The sequence below is a fragment of the Caballeronia sp. LZ034LL genome, from assembly GCF_031451215.1.
GTDB lineage: Bacteria > Pseudomonadota > Gammaproteobacteria > Burkholderiales > Burkholderiaceae > Caballeronia.
Map to the genome: position 1 here is coordinate 1222039 of NZ_JARUXR010000001.1, position 18960 is coordinate 1240998.

An 18960-nucleotide genomic window follows, 5' to 3' on the forward strand; every position below is an offset into this window, starting at 1 on the left:
TGGGCGAGCCGTAAGGCCCGCGGCACGTATCAAACAGACTCAAGGAGCGAATGATGGCGGCAATTACCGCAAGCATGGTGGCAGAACTGCGCGCGAAGACCGACGCGCCGATGATGGAATGCAAGAAGGCGCTGACGGAAGCCGACGGCGACATGGCGCGCGCTGAAGAGTTGCTGCGCGTGAAGCTCGGCAACAAGGCGAGCAAGGCGGCATCGCGCGTGACGGCGGAAGGCATCGTTTCGGCGTTCGTCGACGGCAACGTGGGCGCGCTGGTCGAACTGAACTGCGAAACCGACTTCGTTGCGAAGAACGACGACTTCCTGGCCTTCGGCAAGACCATCGCCGAACTGGTTGCCAAGCGGAACCCGGCTGACGTGGCCGCGCTGTCGGCGCTGCCGCTCGAAAGCTCGACGGTCGACGCCGTGCGTCTCGCGCTGGTCGGCAAGATTGGCGAAAACCTCTCGATCCGCCGTTTCGTGCGTTTTGAATCCGCCAACAAGATTGCTTCGTACCTGCATGGCACGCGTATCGGCGTGCTGGTCGACTTCACGGGCGCGGACGAGCAAGTGGGCAAGGACGTCGCCATGCACGTCGCCGCAATGAAGCCGGTCTCGCTGTCGTCGGACGAAGTGCCGGCTGACCTGATCGCCAAGGAACGCAGCATCGCCGAGCAGAAGGCCGCTGAGTCGGGCAAGCCGGCTGAGATCGTCGCGAAGATGGTCGACGGTTCGGTCCAGAAGTACCTGAAGGAAGTCTCGCTGCTGAACCAGCCGTTCGTGAAGAACGACAAGCAGACCATCGAGCAGATGCTGAAGGCCAGCAGCGCGTCGGTGCAGAAGTTCGCGCTGTTCGTGGTGGGCGAGGGCATCGAGAAGCGTCAGGACGACTTCGCCGCTGAAGTCGCGGCACAGGTCGCGGCAGCCAAGCAGTCTTAAGGCGTTGCTAAGGGAGCGTCTGCTGAAATAGCGCGGCCGAGTGTCGCGCTGGCTGGACCGGCGGCGGTCGCACCGCCGCCCGCTTCCAGCGTTCCGGTTCGCCTCATGCAGCGGGCGCGGCAGATCAGGGTTAACCCTCGTCTTCCGCGCCCGCCGCCCGATCCGGCCCGCTTGCAGTAAATATTGTTTCACCCCTACAGTTCTACGTTGTTGCAACCCTCCTCGGCGCGATCGGAACCTCATATGCCCACAGCCTACAAACGCGTACTCCTCAAACTCTCCGGCGAAGCCCTGATGGGCGACGATGCCTTCGGCATCAATCGGGCAACAATCGAAAGGATGGTGGCGGACATCGCGGAGGTAGTGCGGATCGGGACCCAGCTGGCGGTGGTCATCGGCGGCGGCAACATCTTCCGCGGCGTCGCGGGCGGTGCGGCCGGCATGGACCGCGCCACGGCCGACTACATGGGCATGCTCGCGACCATGATGAACGCGCTGGCGCTGCAGGACGCGATGCGCCACGCCGGCATCGAGGCGCGCGTGCAGTCGGCGCTGCGCATGGACCAGGTGGTCGAGCCGTATATCCGCCCGCGCGCCATCCGCCAGCTCGAAGAAGGCCGGGTGGTGATCTTCGCGGCCGGCACGGGCAATCCGTTCTTCACGACGGACACGGCAGCGGCGCTGCGCGGTTCGGAAGTCGGCGCCGAAGTGGTGCTGAAAGCCACCAAGGTCGATGGCGTATACTCCGCCGACCCGAAGAAGGATCCGCACGCAACGCGCTACAGCACGATCAGCTTCGACGAAGCCATCGGCAAGAATCTGCAGGTGATGGACGCAACCGCCTTCGCGCTGTGCCGCGACCAGAAGCTGCCGATCCGCGTGTTCTCGATCACGAAGCCCGGCGCCCTCAAGCGCATCGTGCAGGGCGACGACGAAGGGACGCTCGTCCACGTGTAAACTCTCGCAATATCGGGCGCGGCGCGCGGTGGCTCGGGCCCTGCGCGCCAGGCGCCGCTATTGCAGGTAAAACTCAGGTTTGGAGGTTCAAATGAGTGTGGCTGACATCAAAAAGGGCGTCGACCAGAAGATGCAACGGTCGATCGAGGCATTCAAGGCCGATCTCGCGAAGATCCGTACGGGCCGTGCCCATACTGGCCTGCTCGACCATATCCAGGTCGACTACTACGGCTCGAACGTGCCCATCTCGCAAGTCGCGAACATGACGCTCGTCGATGCCCGCACCATCGGCGTTCAGCCGTGGGAAAAGAAGATGGTTCCGGTGGTCGAGAAGGCAATCCGCGAATCGGATCTCGGTCTGAATCCGGCGACCCAGGGCGACCTGATCCGCGTGCCGATGCCCGCGCTGACTGAAGAGCGCCGCCGCGAGCTGACGAAGGTCGTCAAGAGCGAAGGCGAAACCGCCAAGGTTGCGGTGCGCAACCTGCGTCGCGACGCGAACGACCAGCTCAAGAAGCTCGTCAAGGACAAGGAAATCTCCGAAGACGACGAACGCCGCGCCAGCGACGAAGTCCAGAAGTTCACCGACAAGTTCGTCGCCGAGATCGACAAGCTCGTGCAGACCAAAGAAGCGGAAATCATGACGGTGTGAGGCCGCAGGAACGGTCCCGCCGGCCTCGGCGTCTTACATTGAGGCCGGCTCTCACTCCTTCAGATTTCAAGATTCAGCGGCCATGACCTATACCAGCTCTACCGTTACCGTGCCCGATGTCGCAGCCGTACCGCGTCACGTCGCGATCATCATGGACGGCAACGGCCGTTGGGCGACCGAGCGGCGCCTGCCGCGCGTCGCCGGTCACACGCGCGGCGTCGATGCGGTCCGGGCGACCGTCGAAAGCTGCGCGCTGCGCGGCGTCGAGTTCGTCACGCTGTTCGCGTTCAGTTCCGAGAACTGGCGCCGTCCGACCGACGAAGTCTCCTTCCTGATGCGTCTTTTCGTGACCGCGCTGGAGCGCGAGATCGGCAAGCTGCACGCGAACGGCATCCGTCTGCGCGTCGTCGGCGACACCTCGATGTTCAACGACCGTATCCGCGCGCTGATCCAGCGCGCCGAGACCAAGACGGCCCGCAACACCCGCCTCACGCTGACCATCGCTGCCAATTACGGCGGGCGCTGGGACATCATGCAGGCCACCAAGAAGCTCATTGCCGAATCGCTGGAGAGCGGCGTGCCCGCGCGCGTCGACGACGAATCGTTCGCCCAGCATCTCGCCATGGCGTACGCGCCGGAGCCGGACCTGTTCATCCGCACCGGCGGCGAGCAGCGCATCAGCAACTTCCTGTTGTGGCAGCTCGCGTACACCGAGTTTCACTTCACCGATACCTACTGGCCCGACTTCGACGCCGCCGCGCTCGACCGCGCGATCGCCTCGTATGGCGGGCGCGAGCGCCGTTTCGGCCGCACCAGCGCGCAGGTCGAATCCCAATCGCAGAAGGCCGACACCCTTTCATGCTAAAGACCCGTGTCATCACGGCAATCGTTCTGCTGGCCATTCTCGTGCCGGTCACGCTGTATGCGCCGATCGGCGGATTCGCCACCCTGATCGGGTTCGTCGTGGTGCTCGCGGCGTGGGAATGGGGGCGTCTGCTCAAGCTGAACGGCGCCGGGCCGGTCGCCTACGCGCTGGTCGCCGGTCTCGCGCTGATTTTCAGCGCCTGGCTCGGCGTGGCGGGCAAGCCGCTGTATCAGATGGCGGCCATTTTCTGGGTGCTCGCCGGGCCGTACGCGCTGATCCGCAAGCCCACGCTCGCCGCCGGCGCCTGGCGCGCGTTCCTGCTGTTTGCCGGGATCGTCGTGTTCATCGCCTGCTGGCACGCCGTCGTCGATGCCCGACTCCGCGGCGTGGCCTTTGTGCTATCGCTTCTGCTAGTAGTCTGGCTGGCTGACATAGGCGCATACTTCGCCGGCAAAGCCATCGGCCGGCACAAGCTCGCCCCGTCGATCAGCCCCGGCAAGACCTGGGAAGGCGCCATCGGCGGCTGGCTGGCCGTCATCGTGATCGGCGCGCTCGCCGCCGCCACCGGTTTTTACGCGCCCACCGTATTCACGGCCTTCGCGGAGCGTCTCGGCTGGGACCGCGCGTTCGTCGCGCTCAGCGTGCTGGTCGCGTTCAGCGTGATCGGCGACCTGTTCGAGTCGCTCCTGAAGCGCCAGGCCGGCGTCAAGGATTCGAGCGGCCTGCTGCCGGGCCACGGCGGCGTGCTCGACCGCATCGACGCATTGTTGCCTGTTCTGCCGATCGCATTGCTCATGCTCGGCTAATCGGCTAGAGAAGAATTCATGCAAAAACGTCTCACATTGCTCGGCTCCACGGGCTCGATCGGCGATAGCACGCTCGACGTCGTGGCGCGGCACCCGGACCGTTTCTCGGTCCATGCGCTCACCGCACACCGCAACGGCGACAAGCTCATCGCGCAGTGCCTCCGGTTCCAGCCCGAAGTGGCGGTCGTCGGCGACGCCGACACGGCCGCGCGCGTGGCGTCCGCCCTGCGCGCCGAGGGCTGCAGGACCGAGGTCACGCACGGCCCCGAGGCGCTCGTCGAGGTGGCCCGCGCGGCGCAGTGCGACACCGTGGTCGCGGCGATCGTTGGCGCGGCCGGCCTCGCGCCCACGCTCGCGGCGGCACGCGCCGGCAAGCGCATCCTGCTGGCCAACAAGGAAGCGCTGGTGATGTCCGGCCAGATCTTCATGGATGCCGTGCGCGACAACGGCGCCATCCTGCTGCCGGTGGACAGCGAGCACAACGCCGTGTTCCAGTGCCTGCCGCCTTGCGCGGACAAGGAAGCCAAGCTGCACGGCGGCGTCTCGAAGATCATCCTGACGGCGTCGGGCGGTCCGTTCCGCACGCGCGAACCCGCCACGCTCGTCAACGTGACGCCTGACGAGGCCGTCAAGCATCCGAACTGGGCGATGGGCCGCAAGATTTCCGTCGATTCGGCGACGATGATGAACAAGGGCCTCGAAGTGATCGAGGCGCACTGGCTGTTCGATCTTCCCGGCTCGCGCATCGAGGTGCTGATCCATCCGCAGAGCGTGATCCATTCGATGGTCTCCTACGCCGACGGCTCGGTGCTCGCGCAGCTCGGCAACCCGGACATGCGTACGCCCATCGCGCACGCGCTGGCGTATCCTGACCGGGTCGATTCGGGCGTCATGCCGCTCGATCTGGCGCAGATCGCCACGCTCACGTTCGAAAAGCCTGATTTCAAGCGCTTCCCGTGTCTCGCGCTGGCCATCGAGGCGCTGGAGGCGGGCGGCATCGCCAGCGCCGCGCTCAACGCGGCGAACGAGATCGCCGTGGAAGCGTTCCTTGAGCGCCGCATCGGCTTCATGGCGATCGGCGAGGTCGTGGAGCGCGTGCTGAATGCGCTGCCGAACACGAGCGCTGCGTCGCTGGACGACGTCCTCGCCGCCGACGCGAACGCGCGCCGGCTCGCTTCCGGTTTCGTCGCAGAGCTCACCGCGAGCGCGCCAGGCGCCGAACCCATCGCCCATTGAGGCCGTCATGAACTTTCTGACCGAAATCGTCGCCTTCGTCGTCGCGATTGGCGTGCTCGTCGTCGTCCACGAATTCGGTCACTACAGCGTCGCGCGATGGTGCGGCGTCAAGGTGCTGCGCTTTTCCGTCGGCTTCGGCAAGCCGCTCGTGCAGTGGACCAGCAAGAAGACCGGCGTTGAATGGACCATCGCCGCGCTGCCGCTGGGCGGCTATGTGAAGATGCTCGACGAGCGCGAGGTCGATCCCGACAGCGGCACGAAGATTCCCGCCGAAGACCTGCCGCGCGCGTTCAACCGCCAGAGCGTCGCCAAGCGCATCGCGATCGTCGCGGCGGGGCCGATCGCCAACTTCCTGCTGGCGATCGCGCTGTTCTCCGCGGTGTTCGCGGCCGGCGTCACCGAGCCCGCGGCGATCGTCTCGCAGCCCGCGCCGGACACCGCCGCCGCACGCGCGGGCTTCGAGGGCGGCGAAACGGTGCTCGCGATGCGCGACGCCTCGGGCGGCGAGACTCACGCCATCCGCTCCTGGTCCGACCTGCGCTGGAAGCTGCTCGACGCCGCGTTCGATCATCGCCGCGTGGTGCTGTCGGCGAAAACGAAAGACGGCACCTTCGACTTCCCGGTGAGCGTCACGGGCATCACCGACGCCGACGCCGATCAGGACTTCATGGACAAGCTCGGCTTCACGCCGGGCGGCGGCACGCTGACGGTGGCGGCCGTGGAGGCGGGCAGCGCGGCGCAGAAGAGCGGGCTCAAGCCCGGCGACACGCTGCGCACCATCGACGGCCGCACGGTCGACAACGCGACCAGCTTCATCGATTACGTGAAGGCGCACGGCGGCAAGCCGGTGACGCTCGGCATCGAACGCAACGGCAAGCTCGATGCCGTGCAGATCACGCCCGATCTCAAGCACGATGCGACGACCGGCAAGGAGATCGGCCGGATCGGCGCGGCGCTCGGCAATGTGCTGCCTTCGGTCAACGTGCGTTACGGGCCGATCGAAAGCCTGCGTCTGGGCGTGAACCGCACCTGGGACATCAGCGCTTACTCGTTGCGCATGTTCGGGCGGATGATCGTCGGCGAGGCGTCGCTCAAGAACCTGTCGGGACCGGTCACCATCGCGGACTACGCGGGCAAGAGCGCGAGGCTGGGTTTGTCGGCGTTCTTGTCGTTTCTGGCGCTGGTCAGCATCAGCCTTGGAGTGTTGAACTTGTTACCGATTCCGGTATTGGACGGTGGGCATCTGTTATATTATTTGGTTGAGGCTGTCACCGGCAAAGCCGTATCCGATCGCTGGCAGCTGGTTCTGCAAAGGGCGGGCCTGGTCTGCATCGTCGCGCTCTCGATGATTGCGCTGTTCAACGACCTCGCTCGTCTGATTCGTTTCTGATCCACTTTGACAATTTCTGGCGGCGTCGCTCGGGCGACCGCTGGAACGAATGCAGCTTTAAATACTGGGGAAGCACGTTGTTCAAACCTCATCGCTTTGTTCCTAAGACGGCTGTGGCCGCGGCGCTCGCCGCGACGGGTATGGCGGCACACGCCACCACGCCGTTCGTCGTGCAGGATATTCGGATCGACGGTCTTCAGCGCATCGAACCGGGCTCCGTGTTCGCATACCTGCCGATCAAGCAAGGCGACACCTTCACCGACGACAAAGCCTCCGAAGCGATCCGCGCGCTCTACGCAACGGGCTTCTTCAACGACGTGCAGATCGCCACGGAAGGGAACGTGGTGGTCGTGCAAGTGCAGGAACGTCCGGCCATCTCGAGCATCGACTTCGCCGGCCTGCACGAATTCGACAAGGACAACCTGACGAAGGCGCTGCGCTCGGTGGGCTTGTCGCAGGGCCGTTCCTACGACAAGGCGCTGGTCGACAAGGCCGAGCAGGAACTGAAGCGGCAATACCTGACGCGCGGCTACTACGCGGCGGAAGTGACCACCACGGTGACGCCGGTGGACCGCAATCGCGTGGCCATCCTGTTCTCGGTGGCGGAAGGTCCGAGCGCGAAGATCCGCCAGATCAACTTCGTCGGCAACAAGGCGGTCAGTTCGAGCACGCTGCTGGGCGAAATGCAGCTCTCCACGCCGAACTGGTTCTCCTGGTACACGAAGAGCGACCTCTACGCGAAGGAAAAGCTCACGGGCGACCTCGAGAACGTGCGCTCGTACTACCTGAACCGCGGCTATCTCGAGTTCAGCATCGACTCGACGCAGGTGTCCATCTCGCCCGACAAGAAGGACATGTACCTGACGATCGCCGTGCATGAAGGCGAGCCGTACAAGATCAGCAGCATCAAGCTGTCGGGCAATCTGCTCGACCGCGAAGCCGAGCTCAAGAAGCTCGTGAAGATCAAGCCGGGCGACCGCTTCTCGGCCGAGAAGCTGCAGGCCACCACGAAGTCGATCGTCGACAAGCTCGGCGAATACGGTTACGCGTTCGCGCAGGTCAACGCGCAGCCGGACATCGACCAGAAGGATCACACGGTCGCGCTGACGCTGCAGGTCGACCCAAGCCGCCGCGTGTACGTGCGGCGCGTGAACATCGTCGGCAACACCCGCACGCGCGACGAAGTGGTCCGCCGCGAAATGCGCCAGCTGGAAAGCTCGTGGTTCGATTCGAGCCGTCTCGCGCTCTCGAAAGACCGTATCAACCGTCTCGGCTACTTCACGGACGTGGACGTGGCCACGGTGCCGGTCGAAGGCACGAACGACCAGGTGGACGTGGACGTCAAGGTGGCCGAAAAGCCGACCGGCGCCATCACGCTGGGCGCGGGCTTCTCGTCGACGGACAAGGTGGTGCTGTCGGCGGGCGTCTCGCAGGACAACGTCTTCGGTTCGGGCACGAGCCTTTCGGTGAACGTGAACACCGCGAAGACCTACCGCACGCTGACGGTCACGCAGGTCGATCCGTACTTCACCATCGACGGCATCAAGCGCATTACCGACGCCTACTACCGCACTTACCAGCCGCTCTACTACTCGACCGATTCGAGTTTCCGGATCGTGACGATGGGCGCCGACACGAAGTTCGGCATTCCGTTCTCGGAGCAGGACACGGTGTTCTTCGGCGTCGGCGCCGAGCAGAACACCATGGACCTGGACGCCGCCACGCCGAAGGCCTACACGAACTACGTGAACGAGTTCGGCCGGGTGGTGAACAACTATCCGCTGACGGTGGGCTGGTCGCGCGACAATCGCGACAGCGCGCTCGTGCCGAGCCGCGGCTACTACCTGCAATCGAACGCGGAATACGGCACGCCGATCGGCAACACCACGTACGCGAAGTTCGACGCGCAGTTCCAGTATTACTACTCGTTCGCGCGCGGCTTCGTGCTCGGCTTCAACCTGCAGGGCGGCTACGGCAAGGGCCTGGACGGCCAGACGTACCCGATCTTCAAGAACTACTACGCGGGCGGTATCGGTTCGGTGCGCGGTTACTCGCCGAGCTCGCTGGGTCCGCGCGACGCCACCACGAATGACCCGATCGGCGGTTCGCGCATGGCGGTCGGCAATATCGAGCTGACGTTCCCGCTGCCGGGCACGGGCTATGACCGCACGCTGCGCGTGTTCACCTTCCTCGATGCCGGTAACGTCTGGGGCGACCCGGGCCAGGGCGGCACGACCAGCGGCGCGAACGGCCTGCGCTACGGCTACGGTGTGGGTCTGGCGTGGATTTCGCCGATCGGCCCGCTCAAGCTGAGCCTCGGTTTCCCGCTGCAGAAGCATGAAGGCGATCAGTACCAGAAGTTCCAGTTCCAGATCGGTACGGCTTTCTAAGCAGCGTGTCGATGAACCCGAACTTCACTCAATTCGACGTAACGTGAGGAACACTTTGCGAACCGGTAAGCTTGCGAAACACAGGGCACTGGCGCTTGCGTTGTCGCTGGTTCTCGGCCTGGGCGCCGCCGCCGGCGCGAGCGCGCAGGAAGCGCGCATCGCGGCGGTCAACTCAGACCGCATCCTGCGCGAATCCTCGGCGGCCAAGGCTGCCCAGTCGAAGCTGGAGCAGGAATTCTCCAAGCGCGACAAGGCGCTGCAGGACATGGCGCAGCGCCTGAAGGCGATGTCGGACAACATCGACAAGAACGGCACCTCGCTGTCGCCCACCGACCGCGCCGCGCGCCAGCGCGACCTCGCCCAGCTCGACGCGGATTTCCAGCGCAAGCAGCGCGAATTCCGCGAAGACCTGAACCAGCGCCGCAACGAAGAACTCGCGGCCGTGCTGGACCGGGCCAACAAGGTCATCAAGCAGATCGCGGAACAGCAGCACTATGACCTGATCGTGCAGGAGGCGGTGTACGTCAGCCCGCGCATCGACATCACGGATCAGGTGCTGAAGGCGCTCGCGGCGAATTCGAACGCCATGGGTGCGAGCGGCACGAGCCCGAACTGACGAGGACTGAGAGGAGATGGCATCAGGCATGGCGATCACGCTCGACGAACTGGTGAAACGCTTCGGCGGTGAAGTGGCCGGCAACGGGGCGCATCGCGTCGGGAGTCTCGCACCGCTCGACAAGGCGGATTCCACCCAGCTCGCGTTTCTCGCGAACCAGAAGTATCTGCCGCAGGTCGAGACGACCCAGGCGGGCGCGGTGCTCATTTCGCACGCCGATCTCGAGAAAGTGACGAATCGCGCGGGCAGTAATTTCATCGTCACGCCGAACCCCTACGCTTACTTCGCCCGCGTGGCACAGGCCTTCATCGACCTGGCCACGCCGAAAGCCGTGCCCGGCGTGCATCCGAGCGCGTATGTCGATCCCGCCGCGCAGGTCGCGGCCAGCGCCGTGATCGGACCGCATGTGACGGTCGAGGCGGGCGCGGTGATCGGCGAGCGCGTGAAGCTCGATGCCGGCGTGACCGTCGGCCAGCGCGTCACGCTCGGCGACGACGTGCATCTGTATCCCCACGTCACCGTCTATCACGGCTGCACGCTCGGCGCGCGCGTGATCGTGCACGCGGGCGCCGTGATCGGCGCAGACGGTTTCGGCTTCGCGCCGGACTTCACCGGCGAAGGCGAAGCCCGCACCGGCAACTGGGTGAAGATTCCGCAGGTCGGCGCGGTGAAGATCGCGGCTGACGTCGAGATCGGCGCGAATACCACGATCGATCGCGGCGCGATGGCGGATACCGTCATCGAGGAATGCGTGAAGATCGACAATCTCGTGCAGATCGGCCATAACTGCCGCATCGGCGCGTACACGGTGATTGCCGGGTGCGCGGGCATCGCGGGCAGCACCAGCATTGGCCGGCATTGCATGATCGGCGGCGCCGTGGGCATCGCGGGACATGTGACGCTCGCGGACTACGTGATCGTCACGGCGCAGTCGGGCGTCTCGAAGTCGCTGCTCAAGCCCGGCATGTACACGAGCGCCTTCCCGGCCGTGCCGCACGCGGACTGGAACAAGAGCGCCGCCATCATGCGCAATCTCGACAAGATGCGCGAACGCATCAAGGCGCTGGAGAGCGCGCTCGCCGGCGCAGGCAAGCAGGACGGCGAGCGCTGAGCGCAAGCGAAGCAGGCGGCTTCCGGCGGCGAACGTGGTATCCGCCGGCCGCGGCAGAATCGAAAAGCGGGCCGGTCCGAACCGCCGGACTGGACCCGGCAAGAGACACAGCAATCCGGGCGGGCGTCGCAGACGGCCCGCCATCCCATTTCCACGCGGGACCCGCGCGTGAGCAGAACGACCATGAGCACAGAAAAAATCAATCTCGACATCCACAAGATCCTCACGCTGCTGCCGCATCGCTATCCGATCCTGCTCGTGGACCGCGTGCTCGAACTCGAGCCGCACAAGAGCATCAAAGCGTTGAAGAACGTGACGATCAACGAGCCGTATTTCCAGGGCCACTTCCCGACGCGTCCGGTCATGCCGGGCGTGCTGATTCTCGAAGCGCTCGCGCAGACGGCGGCGCTGCTGACCTTCGCGGAAGAGCCGCACGATCCGACCAACACGCTGTACTACTTCGTCGGCATCGATGGCGCGCGTTTCAAGCGCGTGGTGGAACCGGGCGACCAGCTGATCCTCAACGTGACTTTCGAGCGCTACATGCGCGGCATCTGGAAGTTCAAGGCGCGCGCCGAAGTGGATGGCGTGACCGCCGCCGAAGCCGAACTCATGTGTACCGTGAAGACCACGGACGCCTGAGCGCACGGGCGTCATCCGCGTCAGAGAAACGAGCAGCACGAACAGCATAGGCGAACAGCGCATGAGCAAGATTCACCCCTCCGCGATCATCGAGCCGGGCGCTCAGCTCGACGAGTCCGTCGAGATCGGACCGTACGCGATCGTCGGCGCGCACGTCGTGATCGGCGCCGGCACGACGGTCGGCTCGCACAGCGTGATCGAAGGCCACACGACCATCGGCCGGGACAATCGCATCGGCCATTACGCGTCGATCGGCGGCCGTCCGCAGGACATGAAGTACAAGGGCGAGCCGACCCGTCTCGAAATCGGCGATCGCAACACCATCCGCGAATTCACCACGCTGCATACCGGCACGGTGCAGGACCAGAGCCTGACGTCCATCGGCAGCGACTGCTGGATCATGGCCTACGTGCACGTCGGCCATGACTGCCGGCTCGGCGACAACGTCATCATGTCGAGCAACGCGCAGCTGGCGGGCCACGTGATCGTCGGCGATCACGCGATCATCGGCGGCATGTCGGGCGTGCACCAGTTCGTGCGCATCGGCGCGCATTCGATGCTCGGCGGCGCGTCGGCGCTCGTGCAGGACGTGCCGCCGTTCGTGATCGCGGCGGGCAACAAGGCGGAGCCGCACGGCATCAACGTGGAAGGGCTGCGCCGCCGCGGCTTCACGCCGGACGCCATCTCGGCATTGCGCTCGGCTTATCGGATCGTCTACAAGAGCGGCCTGTCGCTCGAGGAAGCCAAGTCGCAGCTCCAGGATCTCGGCGCCGCAGGCGGCGAGGGCGACGAAGTGGTCAAGGCCTTCGCCGGCTTCATCGCGGCCTCGCAGCGCGGCATCATCCGCTAGACCGCCGCCCGATGACCCCGTTCAACCTTCCGCCGCGCGTCGCGATGGTCGCCGGCGAGCCGTCCGGCGACCTGCTGGCGGCCTCGCTGCTCAAGGGCCTGAAGGGCGCGCTGCCCGAAGGCACGCGCTATAGCGGCATCGGCGGTCCGCGCATGACGGCCGAAGGCTTCGAAGCGCACTGGCCGATGGACAAGCTGACCGTGCGCGGCTATGTCGAAGCGCTGAAGCACATTCCCGAGATTCTCGGCATCCGCAATGAGATCCGCCGGCAGTTGCTGGCGGAGCCGCCGTCGGTGTTCATCGGCGTGGATGCGCCCGATTTCAACTTCGGCCTGGAACAGCCGCTGCGCGAAGCCGGCATTCCCACTATTCACTTCGTTTGTCCGTCCATCTGGGCGTGGCGCGGCGGGCGCATCAAGAAGATCGTCAAGGCCGTCGATCACATGCTCTGCGTGTTTCCGTTCGAAACGGCGCTGATGGAGAAGGCGGGCGTGGCGGCGAGCTACGTCGGCCATCCGCTCGCCGACGAGATCCCGCTCGAACCGGATACGCAGGGTGCGCGCCGTGAACTCGGCATCGCGACGGGCGGCCCGGTGATTGCCGTGCTGCCGGGCAGCCGGCGTTCGGAAATCGCGCTGATCGGCCCGACTTTCTTCGACGCGATGGAGCTGATGCAACAGCGCGAGCCCGGCGTGCGTTTCCTGATGCCCGCCGCGAATCCGGCGTTGCGTGAATTGCTGCGGCCGCTCGTGGACGCGCATCCGAACCTTGCGCTGACGATCACCGACGGCAACGCCCAGCGCGCGATGACCGCCGCCGACGCGATCCTCGTGAAGAGCGGCACGGTCACGCTCGAAGCCGCGCTGCTGAAGAAGCCGATGGTCATCTCGTACAAGGTGCCCTGGCTCACGGGCCAGATCATGAAGCGGCAGGGCTATCTGCCGTATGTGGGCCTGCCGAACATTCTCGCCGGGCGCTTCGTCGTGCCGGAGTTGTTGCAGCATTTCGCGACGCCCGAGGCGCTCGCGGACGCGACGCTGAAACAGTTGAACGACGACGCGAACCGCCGTACGCTGACGGACATCTTCACCGAGATGCACATCGCGCTGCGCCAGGATACGTCGCAGAAGGCGGCACAGGCCGTGGCGCGGGTGCTCGACACGCGGAGACCCCGGTAATGGCGTCAAGACTGACTCAGCCCGGCCTCGATTTCAGTTCCCCGCTCGACATCATCTGCGGCGTCGATGAAGCGGGCCGCGGTCCGCTGGCCGGACCGGTGGTCGCGGCGGCGGTGATCTTCGATCCCGCGAAGCCGCGCATCAACGGACTCGACGACTCGAAGGCGCTGAGCGCGAAACGTCGCGAGGAACTGTACGAGAAGATCGTCGACCGGGCGCTGGCGTATTGCATTGCGTCGGCGAGCGTCGAGGAAATCGACACCATCAACATTCTGCATGCGTCCATGCTCGCGATGAAACGCGCGGTGGAAGGGTTGTCCATTGCGCCTACGCTCGTGAAGGTGGACGGCAACCGTTGCCCGACGCTTTCGATCCGAGCGGAAGCGGTGATCGGCGGCGATGCGCTCATCAAGCAGATTTCGGCGGCCTCCATTCTCGCGAAGGTCACGCGCGACCGCATGCTGGTCGAGCTGCACGACGTGCATCCGATGTACGGCTTCAACGTGCATTCGGGTTACGGCACGCCGCAGCACCTGAAGGCGCTGCGCGAACACGGACCCTGCGTTCATCACCGGCGTTCGTTTGCGCCGGTGCGCGAGGCGCACGCACGCTCCGGCTCGGTGCTGCCCGAAATCGCGCCGGAAGTGCTCGAAGTCACCGCAGCCGCGCAAGACGATTCGGACACGCTGGCCTTCTGAGCGGCATCGACACCACGTGAAATCCATCACCTCGCGGGACAATCCGCTCTACAAGCGCATCAAGGCGCTCGCCGGCTCGACGGCGCAGCAGCGCCGCAGCGGCCACGCGTTGCTCGAAGGCCTGCATCTCGCTTCCGCCTATCTCGATGCCGCCGGGCAGCCGGAAACCTGCATCGTGACCGAGGGCGCGCTCACGCACGAGGAAGCGCGCAGGATCGTCGCGCGCATCGAGGAAAAGCGGGTGATGGTGCTGCCGGATGCGCTCTTTGGCCAGCTGTCGAGCGTCGTGCATGGCGTGGGCATGCTGTTGCTGGTCGAGAAGCTCGAAGCCGAACTGCCCGCGCGAGTCGCCGAGACCTGCGTGATTCTCGATGGCGTGCAGGACGCCGGCAATGTCGGCTCGATCCTGCGCAGCGCGGCGGCCGCCGGCATCACGCGCGTGTTCTGCGCGCCGGGGACGGCGTATGCGTGGTCGTCGAAGGTACTGCGCTCGGGCATGGGCGCGCATTTTCTGCTGGACATCTTCGAGGACGTCGAACCGGCCGGGTTGATCGCGCGGCTCGACGCGCCCGTGACGATCACGGACTCCCACGGCGCCGTGGCGCTGTATGACTGCGACCTGTCCGGCGCGCTGGCGTGGGTGTTCGGCAACGAAGGGGCGGGCGTGTCGCAGGTCTGGCGCGATGCCGTCACGCATCGCGTGACGATCCCGCAGCCGGGCGGCATGGAGTCGTTGAACGTGGCCGCTGCGGCGGCGATCTGTCTGTTCGAGCAGTGCCGCCAGCAGCGCTGAGCCCGCCTTGGTACGTCAGTAGTAGGAAGGCCGCTCGGGCTTCACTTCCTGCAGGATCGTCGTGGCGATTTCCTCGATCGACTTGTGCGTCGACGACAGCCATTTGACGCCCTCGCGCTTCATCATCATCTCCGCTTCGTTGATCTCGTAGCGGCAGTTCTCCAGCGCCGCATACTTGCTGCCCGGACGCCGCTCGTTGCGGATTTCGGAGAGCCGTTGCGGATCGATCGACAGCCCGAACATCTTCTCGCGATGTTCCAGCAGCGGCGTCGGCAGCTTGCCGCGCTCGAAATCTTCCGGAATCAGCGGATAGTTCGCTGCCTTCACGCCGTATTGCATCGCCAGGTAGAGGCTGGTCGGCGTCTTGCCGCTGCGCGACACGCCCACCAGGATCACGTCGGCATCGGCGAGATTGCGGTTGGACTGGCCGTCGTCGTGCGCGAGCGAGAAGTTGATGGCCTCGATGCGGTTCTTGTATTCCTCGGTATCGGCGTTCTGGTGCACGCGGCCCATTGCGTGCGTCGATTTGATTTCCAGTTCCTGTTCGAGCGGCTCGATGAAGGTCTGGAACATGTCGAGCACGAGCGCGTTGCAGCCCTTGACAACTTCGTTCGACGCACTGTCCACCAGCGTGGTGAACACGATGGGTCGGCGGCCGTCCAGCGCGACGGTCTCGTTGATCTTCTCGACGGTCGCATAGGCCTTGTCGATCGAATCGACGAAGGGCACGCGCACGAGCCGGAATTTCTGGTCGAACTGGGCGAGGATCGAATGCGCGAAGGTTTCGGCAGTGATCCCGGTACCGTCGGAAACGATGAATACGGAAGGCGGCATCGGCGGAAAGAAAAAACGAAAAGGAAAAGGATGAAAGCGGGCGGCAGCGGTGGCGCGAAAGCACGGACGCCGGAAAAACCTGTGTTATGGTAACTGACCGCCGGCGAAGAGAAAAACGAGTGCAGAGTGGGCGCCTGGGTGTGGGATGCCCCACGAACAGGCCCGAAACACCTCGATTTTGCCGTTGAACCCCTGCCGGATCGAAACAATTTTGAAATGCAGCAAGGTAGAATAGCGGCAACCTGTTCGATAAGCAATTGCGGACAAACTGAAGCGGATTTTCGTCAAATCGCGGTCGTTTCGTGGCTTTTGTAGCGTATTGCAGGTAAATCCACGGTCTCGAGCAAGTTTCCGACGTTGCGCTTCTTTTTGACCACGCCCCGGTGTTCACCGGCATTCATCGGTATCAAGCGGCGTGGCTCCCCCGAAGGCTTATCAAACAGGTTGTACGAGATGCGGCCGGCGCTTCCAATGAGCGCTGCCGCATATGAGCCCACTCGTGCGATCGAGAATTCCATCCACCTTAGGGGCTTGTATGAGTAACGCAGTCAATGTCGCGAAAGATGTCGCAAAGGATCAGGCGTATGTAGTTCCCTTCGAGCAGTTGCGAATGACCGACGTGGAAATCGTCGGTGGCAAGAATGCGTCGCTCGGCGAGATGATCAGCCAGCTTTCCGAAGCCGGCGTTCGCGTGCCCACGGGCTTCGCCACCACGGCCCTCGCATTCCGCGACTTCCTCCAGCACAACGCCCTGACGGACCGCATCGCGAAGCGTCTCGAAACCTTCGACGTCGACGACGTCAAGGCGCTTGCCGAAGCCGGCAAGGAAATCCGTCAATGGATCGTCGACGCGCCGCTGCAGCCGCGTCTCGAAGAAGAAATCCGCCGTGGCTTCGAGGTCCTGCAAAACAGCTCGCCCGAAGAACTGTCGTTCGCCGTGCGTTCGTCCGCGACCGCGGAAGACTTGCCCGATGCCTCCTTCGCGGGCCAGCAGGAAAGCTATCTGAACGTGGTCGGCGTCGAGGACGTGCTCGATCGCATGAAGCACGTGTTCGCTTCGCTGTACAACGACCGCGCCATCTCGTACCGCGTCCACAAGGGCTTCACGCATGCTGAAGTCGCGTTGTCGGCGGGCGTGCAGCGCATGGTGCGCTCGGACGTCGGCGCGGCCGGCGTGATGTTCACCATCGACACCGAATCGGGCTTCAAGGAAACCGTCTTCATCACGTCGAGCTACGGCCTGGGCGAAACCGTCGTGCAGGGCGCGGTGAATCCGGACGAATTCCACGTCTTCAAGACCACGCTCGAACAGAACAAGTATCCGATCATCCGCCGTTCGATCGGCTCCAAGCTCATCAAGATGGAATTCACGAAACCGGGCGAGCCGGGCCGCGTGAAGACCGTCGACGTGCCGCACGAGCAGCGCAACCGCTTCTCGATCACCGACGAAGACGTGATCGAACTCGCGAAGTACGCGGTCATCATCGAGAAGCACTATCAGCGTCCGATGGACATCGAGTGGGGCAAGGACGGCCGCGACGGCAAGCTGTTCATCCTCCAGGCGCGTCCGGAAACCGTGAAGAGCCAGGCGTCCGGCAAGGCCGAAATGCGCTTCAAGCTGAAGGGCCAGTCGAACGTGCTGACCACCGGCCGCGCGATCGGCCAGAAGATCGGCGCGGGTCCGGTGCGCGTCATTCATGACCCGTCGGAGATGGAACGCGTGCAGCCGGGCGACGTGCTGGTCGCCGACATGACCGACCCGAACTGGGAACCGGTGATGAAGCGCGCATCGGCCATCGTGACGAATCGCGGCGGGCGTACCTGCCACGCGGCCATCATCGCGCGTGAGCTGGGCGTGCCGGCAGTGGTCGGCTGCGGCGACGCAACGGACATCCTGAAGGACGGCGCGCTCGTGACGGTGTCGTGCGCGGAAGGCGACGAAGGCAAGATCTACGACGGCCTGCTCGAAACCGAAGTGACCGAAGTCCAGCGCGGCGAACTGCCGGCGATTCCGGTCAAGATCATGATGAACGTCGGCAATCCGCAACTCGCGTTCGACTTCGCGCAACTGCCGAACGCGGGCGTGGGCCTGGCGCGCCTCGAGTTCATCATCAACAACAACATCGGCGTCCATCCGAAGGCGATCCTGGAGTATCCGAACGTCGACGCGGACCTGAAGAAGGCCGTGGAGAGCGTGGCGCGCGGTCATGCATCGCCGCGTGCGTTCTACGTCGACAAGCTGACGGAAGGCATCGCCACGATCGCGGCGGCGTTCTATCCGAAGCCCGTGATCGTGCGCCTGTCCGACTTCAAGTCGAACGAGTACAAGAAGCTGATCGGCGGTTCGCGTTATGAGCCGGACGAAGAGAACCCGATGCTCGGTTTCCGCGGCGCGTCGCGCTATATCGCGGAAGACTTCGCCGAGGCGTTCCACATGGAATGCGTCGCGCTGAAGAAGGTGCGCGAGGAGATGGGTCTCGACAACGTCCAGATCATGGTGCCGTTCGTGCGTACGCTGAAGCAGGCGGACCGCGTGATCGAGCTGCTGGCGAAGTTCGGCCTGAAGAGCGGTACGAACGGCCTCAAGCTCGTGATGATGTGCGAAGTGCCGTCCAACGCGATCCTCGCCGAGCAGTTCCTGGAGCGCTTCGACGGCTTCTCGATCGGCTCGAACGACCTGACGCAGCTGACGCTCGGCCTCGACCGCGACTCCGGCATGGAACTGCTCGCCGCGGACTTCGACGAACGCGACGAAGCCGTCCAGTTCATGCTCAAGCGCGCGATCGAAACCTGCCTGAAGCTGAACAAGTATGTCGGGATTTGCGGACAAGGCCCGTCGGATCATCCGGACCTCGCCGTGTGGCTGGCGGAACTGGGCATCGAATCGATGTCGCTGAACCCGGACACGATCATCGACACCTGGCAGCAACTGGCAAAGACCTTGTCGAAATAAGCAAAATCCGCCTTTCCCGATGCTTTCGGAAAGGCGCGAGCGTGCTATAAAAAC

The 18960-nt window shown here is 64.6% G+C and carries 18 protein-coding genes; 16 read left to right on the forward strand and 2 right to left on the reverse strand.

From position 1 onward, the window contains the following. The first annotated feature begins 53 nt into the window (after nucleotides 1-53). The 15 genes from tsf (at nucleotide 54) to QCE83_RS05700 (ending at nucleotide 15119) form a co-directional block, all read left to right on the forward strand. Nucleotides 54-935: a translation elongation factor Ts gene (tsf, locus tag QCE83_RS05630; RefSeq protein ID WP_309808072.1), complete on the forward strand. Its 882-nt coding sequence runs from the start codon at nucleotides 54-56 to the stop codon at nucleotides 933-935. Between the two features lie 243 nt (nucleotides 936-1178). Then, complete coding sequence (gene pyrH, locus QCE83_RS05635; RefSeq protein WP_309808074.1) at nucleotides 1179-1892, forward strand: UMP kinase; 714 nt, start codon at nucleotides 1179-1181, stop codon at nucleotides 1890-1892. A gap of 91 nt (nucleotides 1893-1983) precedes the next feature. Then, a complete protein-coding gene (gene frr, locus QCE83_RS05640) occupies nucleotides 1984-2544 on the forward strand; it encodes a ribosome recycling factor (protein WP_309808075.1) in 561 nt (186 codons plus the stop codon). A gap of 82 nt (nucleotides 2545-2626) precedes the next feature. Continuing rightward, nucleotides 2627-3409, forward strand: a complete 783-nt coding sequence (uppS, locus tag QCE83_RS05645) for a polyprenyl diphosphate synthase (protein ID WP_309808076.1) — start codon at nucleotides 2627-2629, stop codon at nucleotides 3407-3409. After that, a complete protein-coding gene (locus QCE83_RS05650) occupies nucleotides 3403-4215 on the forward strand; it encodes a phosphatidate cytidylyltransferase (RefSeq protein WP_309808077.1) in 813 nt (270 codons plus the stop codon). The genes uppS and QCE83_RS05650 overlap by 7 nt, the downstream gene beginning before the upstream one ends. A gap of 18 nt (nucleotides 4216-4233) precedes the next feature. After that, the gene (locus QCE83_RS05655) at nucleotides 4234-5451 is read left to right on the forward strand and encodes a 1-deoxy-D-xylulose-5-phosphate reductoisomerase (RefSeq protein ID WP_309808078.1); all 1218 of its coding nucleotides are present in this window, start codon (nucleotides 4234-4236) and stop codon (nucleotides 5449-5451) included. A 7-nt stretch (nucleotides 5452-5458) separates the two neighbouring features. After that, complete coding sequence (gene rseP / locus QCE83_RS05660) at nucleotides 5459-6841, forward strand: RIP metalloprotease RseP (RefSeq protein WP_309808079.1); 1383 nt, start codon at nucleotides 5459-5461, stop codon at nucleotides 6839-6841. Between the two features lie 77 nt (nucleotides 6842-6918). Further along, a complete protein-coding gene (gene bamA, locus QCE83_RS05665; protein WP_309808080.1) occupies nucleotides 6919-9231 on the forward strand; it encodes an outer membrane protein assembly factor BamA in 2313 nt (770 codons plus the stop codon). A 43-nt stretch (nucleotides 9232-9274) separates the two neighbouring features. Then, nucleotides 9275-9847: an OmpH family outer membrane protein gene (locus QCE83_RS05670; protein WP_404984175.1), complete on the forward strand. Its 573-nt coding sequence runs from the start codon at nucleotides 9275-9277 to the stop codon at nucleotides 9845-9847. A 28-nt stretch (nucleotides 9848-9875) separates the two neighbouring features. Continuing rightward, nucleotides 9876-10958 carry a UDP-3-O-(3-hydroxymyristoyl)glucosamine N-acyltransferase gene (lpxD, locus tag QCE83_RS05675; protein ID WP_309811485.1) on the forward strand — a complete coding sequence of 361 codons (1083 nt, stop codon included), beginning with the start codon at nucleotides 9876-9878 and terminating at the stop codon, nucleotides 10956-10958. A gap of 183 nt (nucleotides 10959-11141) precedes the next feature. Continuing rightward, nucleotides 11142-11600: a 3-hydroxyacyl-ACP dehydratase FabZ gene (gene fabZ, locus QCE83_RS05680; protein WP_309808082.1), complete on the forward strand. Its 459-nt coding sequence runs from the start codon at nucleotides 11142-11144 to the stop codon at nucleotides 11598-11600. Between the two features lie 61 nt (nucleotides 11601-11661). Next, nucleotides 11662-12450: an acyl-ACP--UDP-N-acetylglucosamine O-acyltransferase gene (gene lpxA, locus QCE83_RS05685; RefSeq protein ID WP_309808083.1), complete on the forward strand. Its 789-nt coding sequence runs from the start codon at nucleotides 11662-11664 to the stop codon at nucleotides 12448-12450. Nucleotides 12451-12461: 11 nt separating this feature from the next. Further along, nucleotides 12462-13628 (forward strand): lipid-A-disaccharide synthase, encoded by a 1167-nt coding sequence (lpxB, locus tag QCE83_RS05690; RefSeq protein WP_309808084.1) that lies wholly within the window; start codon nucleotides 12462-12464, stop codon nucleotides 13626-13628. Beyond that, nucleotides 13628-14326, forward strand: a complete 699-nt coding sequence (rnhB, locus tag QCE83_RS05695; protein ID WP_309808085.1) for a ribonuclease HII — start codon at nucleotides 13628-13630, stop codon at nucleotides 14324-14326. The genes lpxB and rnhB overlap by 1 nt, the downstream gene beginning before the upstream one ends. 16 nt (nucleotides 14327-14342) lie before the next feature. Further along, complete coding sequence (locus QCE83_RS05700) at nucleotides 14343-15119, forward strand: RNA methyltransferase (protein ID WP_309808086.1); 777 nt, start codon at nucleotides 14343-14345, stop codon at nucleotides 15117-15119. A gap of 15 nt (nucleotides 15120-15134) precedes the next feature. On the opposite strand, the gene QCE83_RS05705 is transcribed toward QCE83_RS05700, so the two are convergent. Both QCE83_RS05705 and QCE83_RS05710 read right to left on the reverse strand, forming a co-directional pair. Then, nucleotides 15135-15953, reverse strand: a complete 819-nt coding sequence (locus QCE83_RS05705; protein WP_309808087.1) for a pyruvate, water dikinase regulatory protein — start codon at nucleotides 15951-15953, stop codon at nucleotides 15135-15137. Between the two features lie 284 nt (nucleotides 15954-16237). Beyond that, nucleotides 16238-16471 carry a hypothetical protein gene (locus QCE83_RS05710; protein ID WP_309808088.1) on the reverse strand — a complete coding sequence of 78 codons (234 nt, stop codon included), beginning with the start codon at nucleotides 16469-16471 and terminating at the stop codon, nucleotides 16238-16240. Between the two features lie 17 nt (nucleotides 16472-16488). Between QCE83_RS05710 and ppsA the strand changes: the two genes are divergently transcribed. Further along, a complete protein-coding gene (gene ppsA, locus QCE83_RS05715) occupies nucleotides 16489-18906 on the forward strand; it encodes a phosphoenolpyruvate synthase (protein WP_309808089.1) in 2418 nt (805 codons plus the stop codon). Nucleotides 18907-18960 lie beyond the last annotated feature (54 nt).

Excerpts from the sequence above, each read along its gene's own strand:
- tsf (WP_309808072.1), top strand. The coding sequence starts at position 54 with ATGGCGGCAATTACCGCAAGCATGGTGGCAGAACTGCGCGCGAAGACC.
- pyrH (WP_309808074.1), top strand. The coding sequence starts at position 1,179 with ATGCCCACAGCCTACAAACGCGTACTCCTCAAACTCTCCGGCGAAGCC.
- frr (WP_309808075.1), top strand. The coding sequence starts at position 1,984 with ATGAGTGTGGCTGACATCAAAAAGGGCGTCGACCAGAAGATGCAACGG.
- uppS (WP_309808076.1), top strand. The coding sequence starts at position 2,627 with ATGACCTATACCAGCTCTACCGTTACCGTGCCCGATGTCGCAGCCGTA.
- QCE83_RS05650 (WP_309808077.1), top strand. The coding sequence starts at position 3,403 with ATGCTAAAGACCCGTGTCATCACGGCAATCGTTCTGCTGGCCATTCTC.
- QCE83_RS05655 (WP_309808078.1), top strand. The coding sequence starts at position 4,234 with ATGCAAAAACGTCTCACATTGCTCGGCTCCACGGGCTCGATCGGCGAT.
- rseP (WP_309808079.1), top strand. The coding sequence starts at position 5,459 with ATGAACTTTCTGACCGAAATCGTCGCCTTCGTCGTCGCGATTGGCGTG.
- lpxD (WP_309811485.1), top strand. The coding sequence starts at position 9,876 with ATGGCGATCACGCTCGACGAACTGGTGAAACGCTTCGGCGGTGAAGTG.
- fabZ (WP_309808082.1), top strand. The coding sequence starts at position 11,142 with ATGAGCACAGAAAAAATCAATCTCGACATCCACAAGATCCTCACGCTG.
- lpxA (WP_309808083.1), top strand. The coding sequence starts at position 11,662 with ATGAGCAAGATTCACCCCTCCGCGATCATCGAGCCGGGCGCTCAGCTC.
- lpxB (WP_309808084.1), top strand. The coding sequence starts at position 12,462 with ATGACCCCGTTCAACCTTCCGCCGCGCGTCGCGATGGTCGCCGGCGAG.
- rnhB (WP_309808085.1), top strand. The coding sequence starts at position 13,628 with ATGGCGTCAAGACTGACTCAGCCCGGCCTCGATTTCAGTTCCCCGCTC.
- QCE83_RS05705 (WP_309808087.1), bottom strand. The coding sequence starts at position 15,953 with ATGCCGCCTTCCGTATTCATCGTTTCCGACGGTACCGGGATCACTGCC.
- QCE83_RS05710 (WP_309808088.1), bottom strand. The coding sequence starts at position 16,471 with ATGGAATTCTCGATCGCACGAGTGGGCTCATATGCGGCAGCGCTCATT.
- ppsA (WP_309808089.1), top strand. The coding sequence starts at position 16,489 with ATGAGTAACGCAGTCAATGTCGCGAAAGATGTCGCAAAGGATCAGGCG.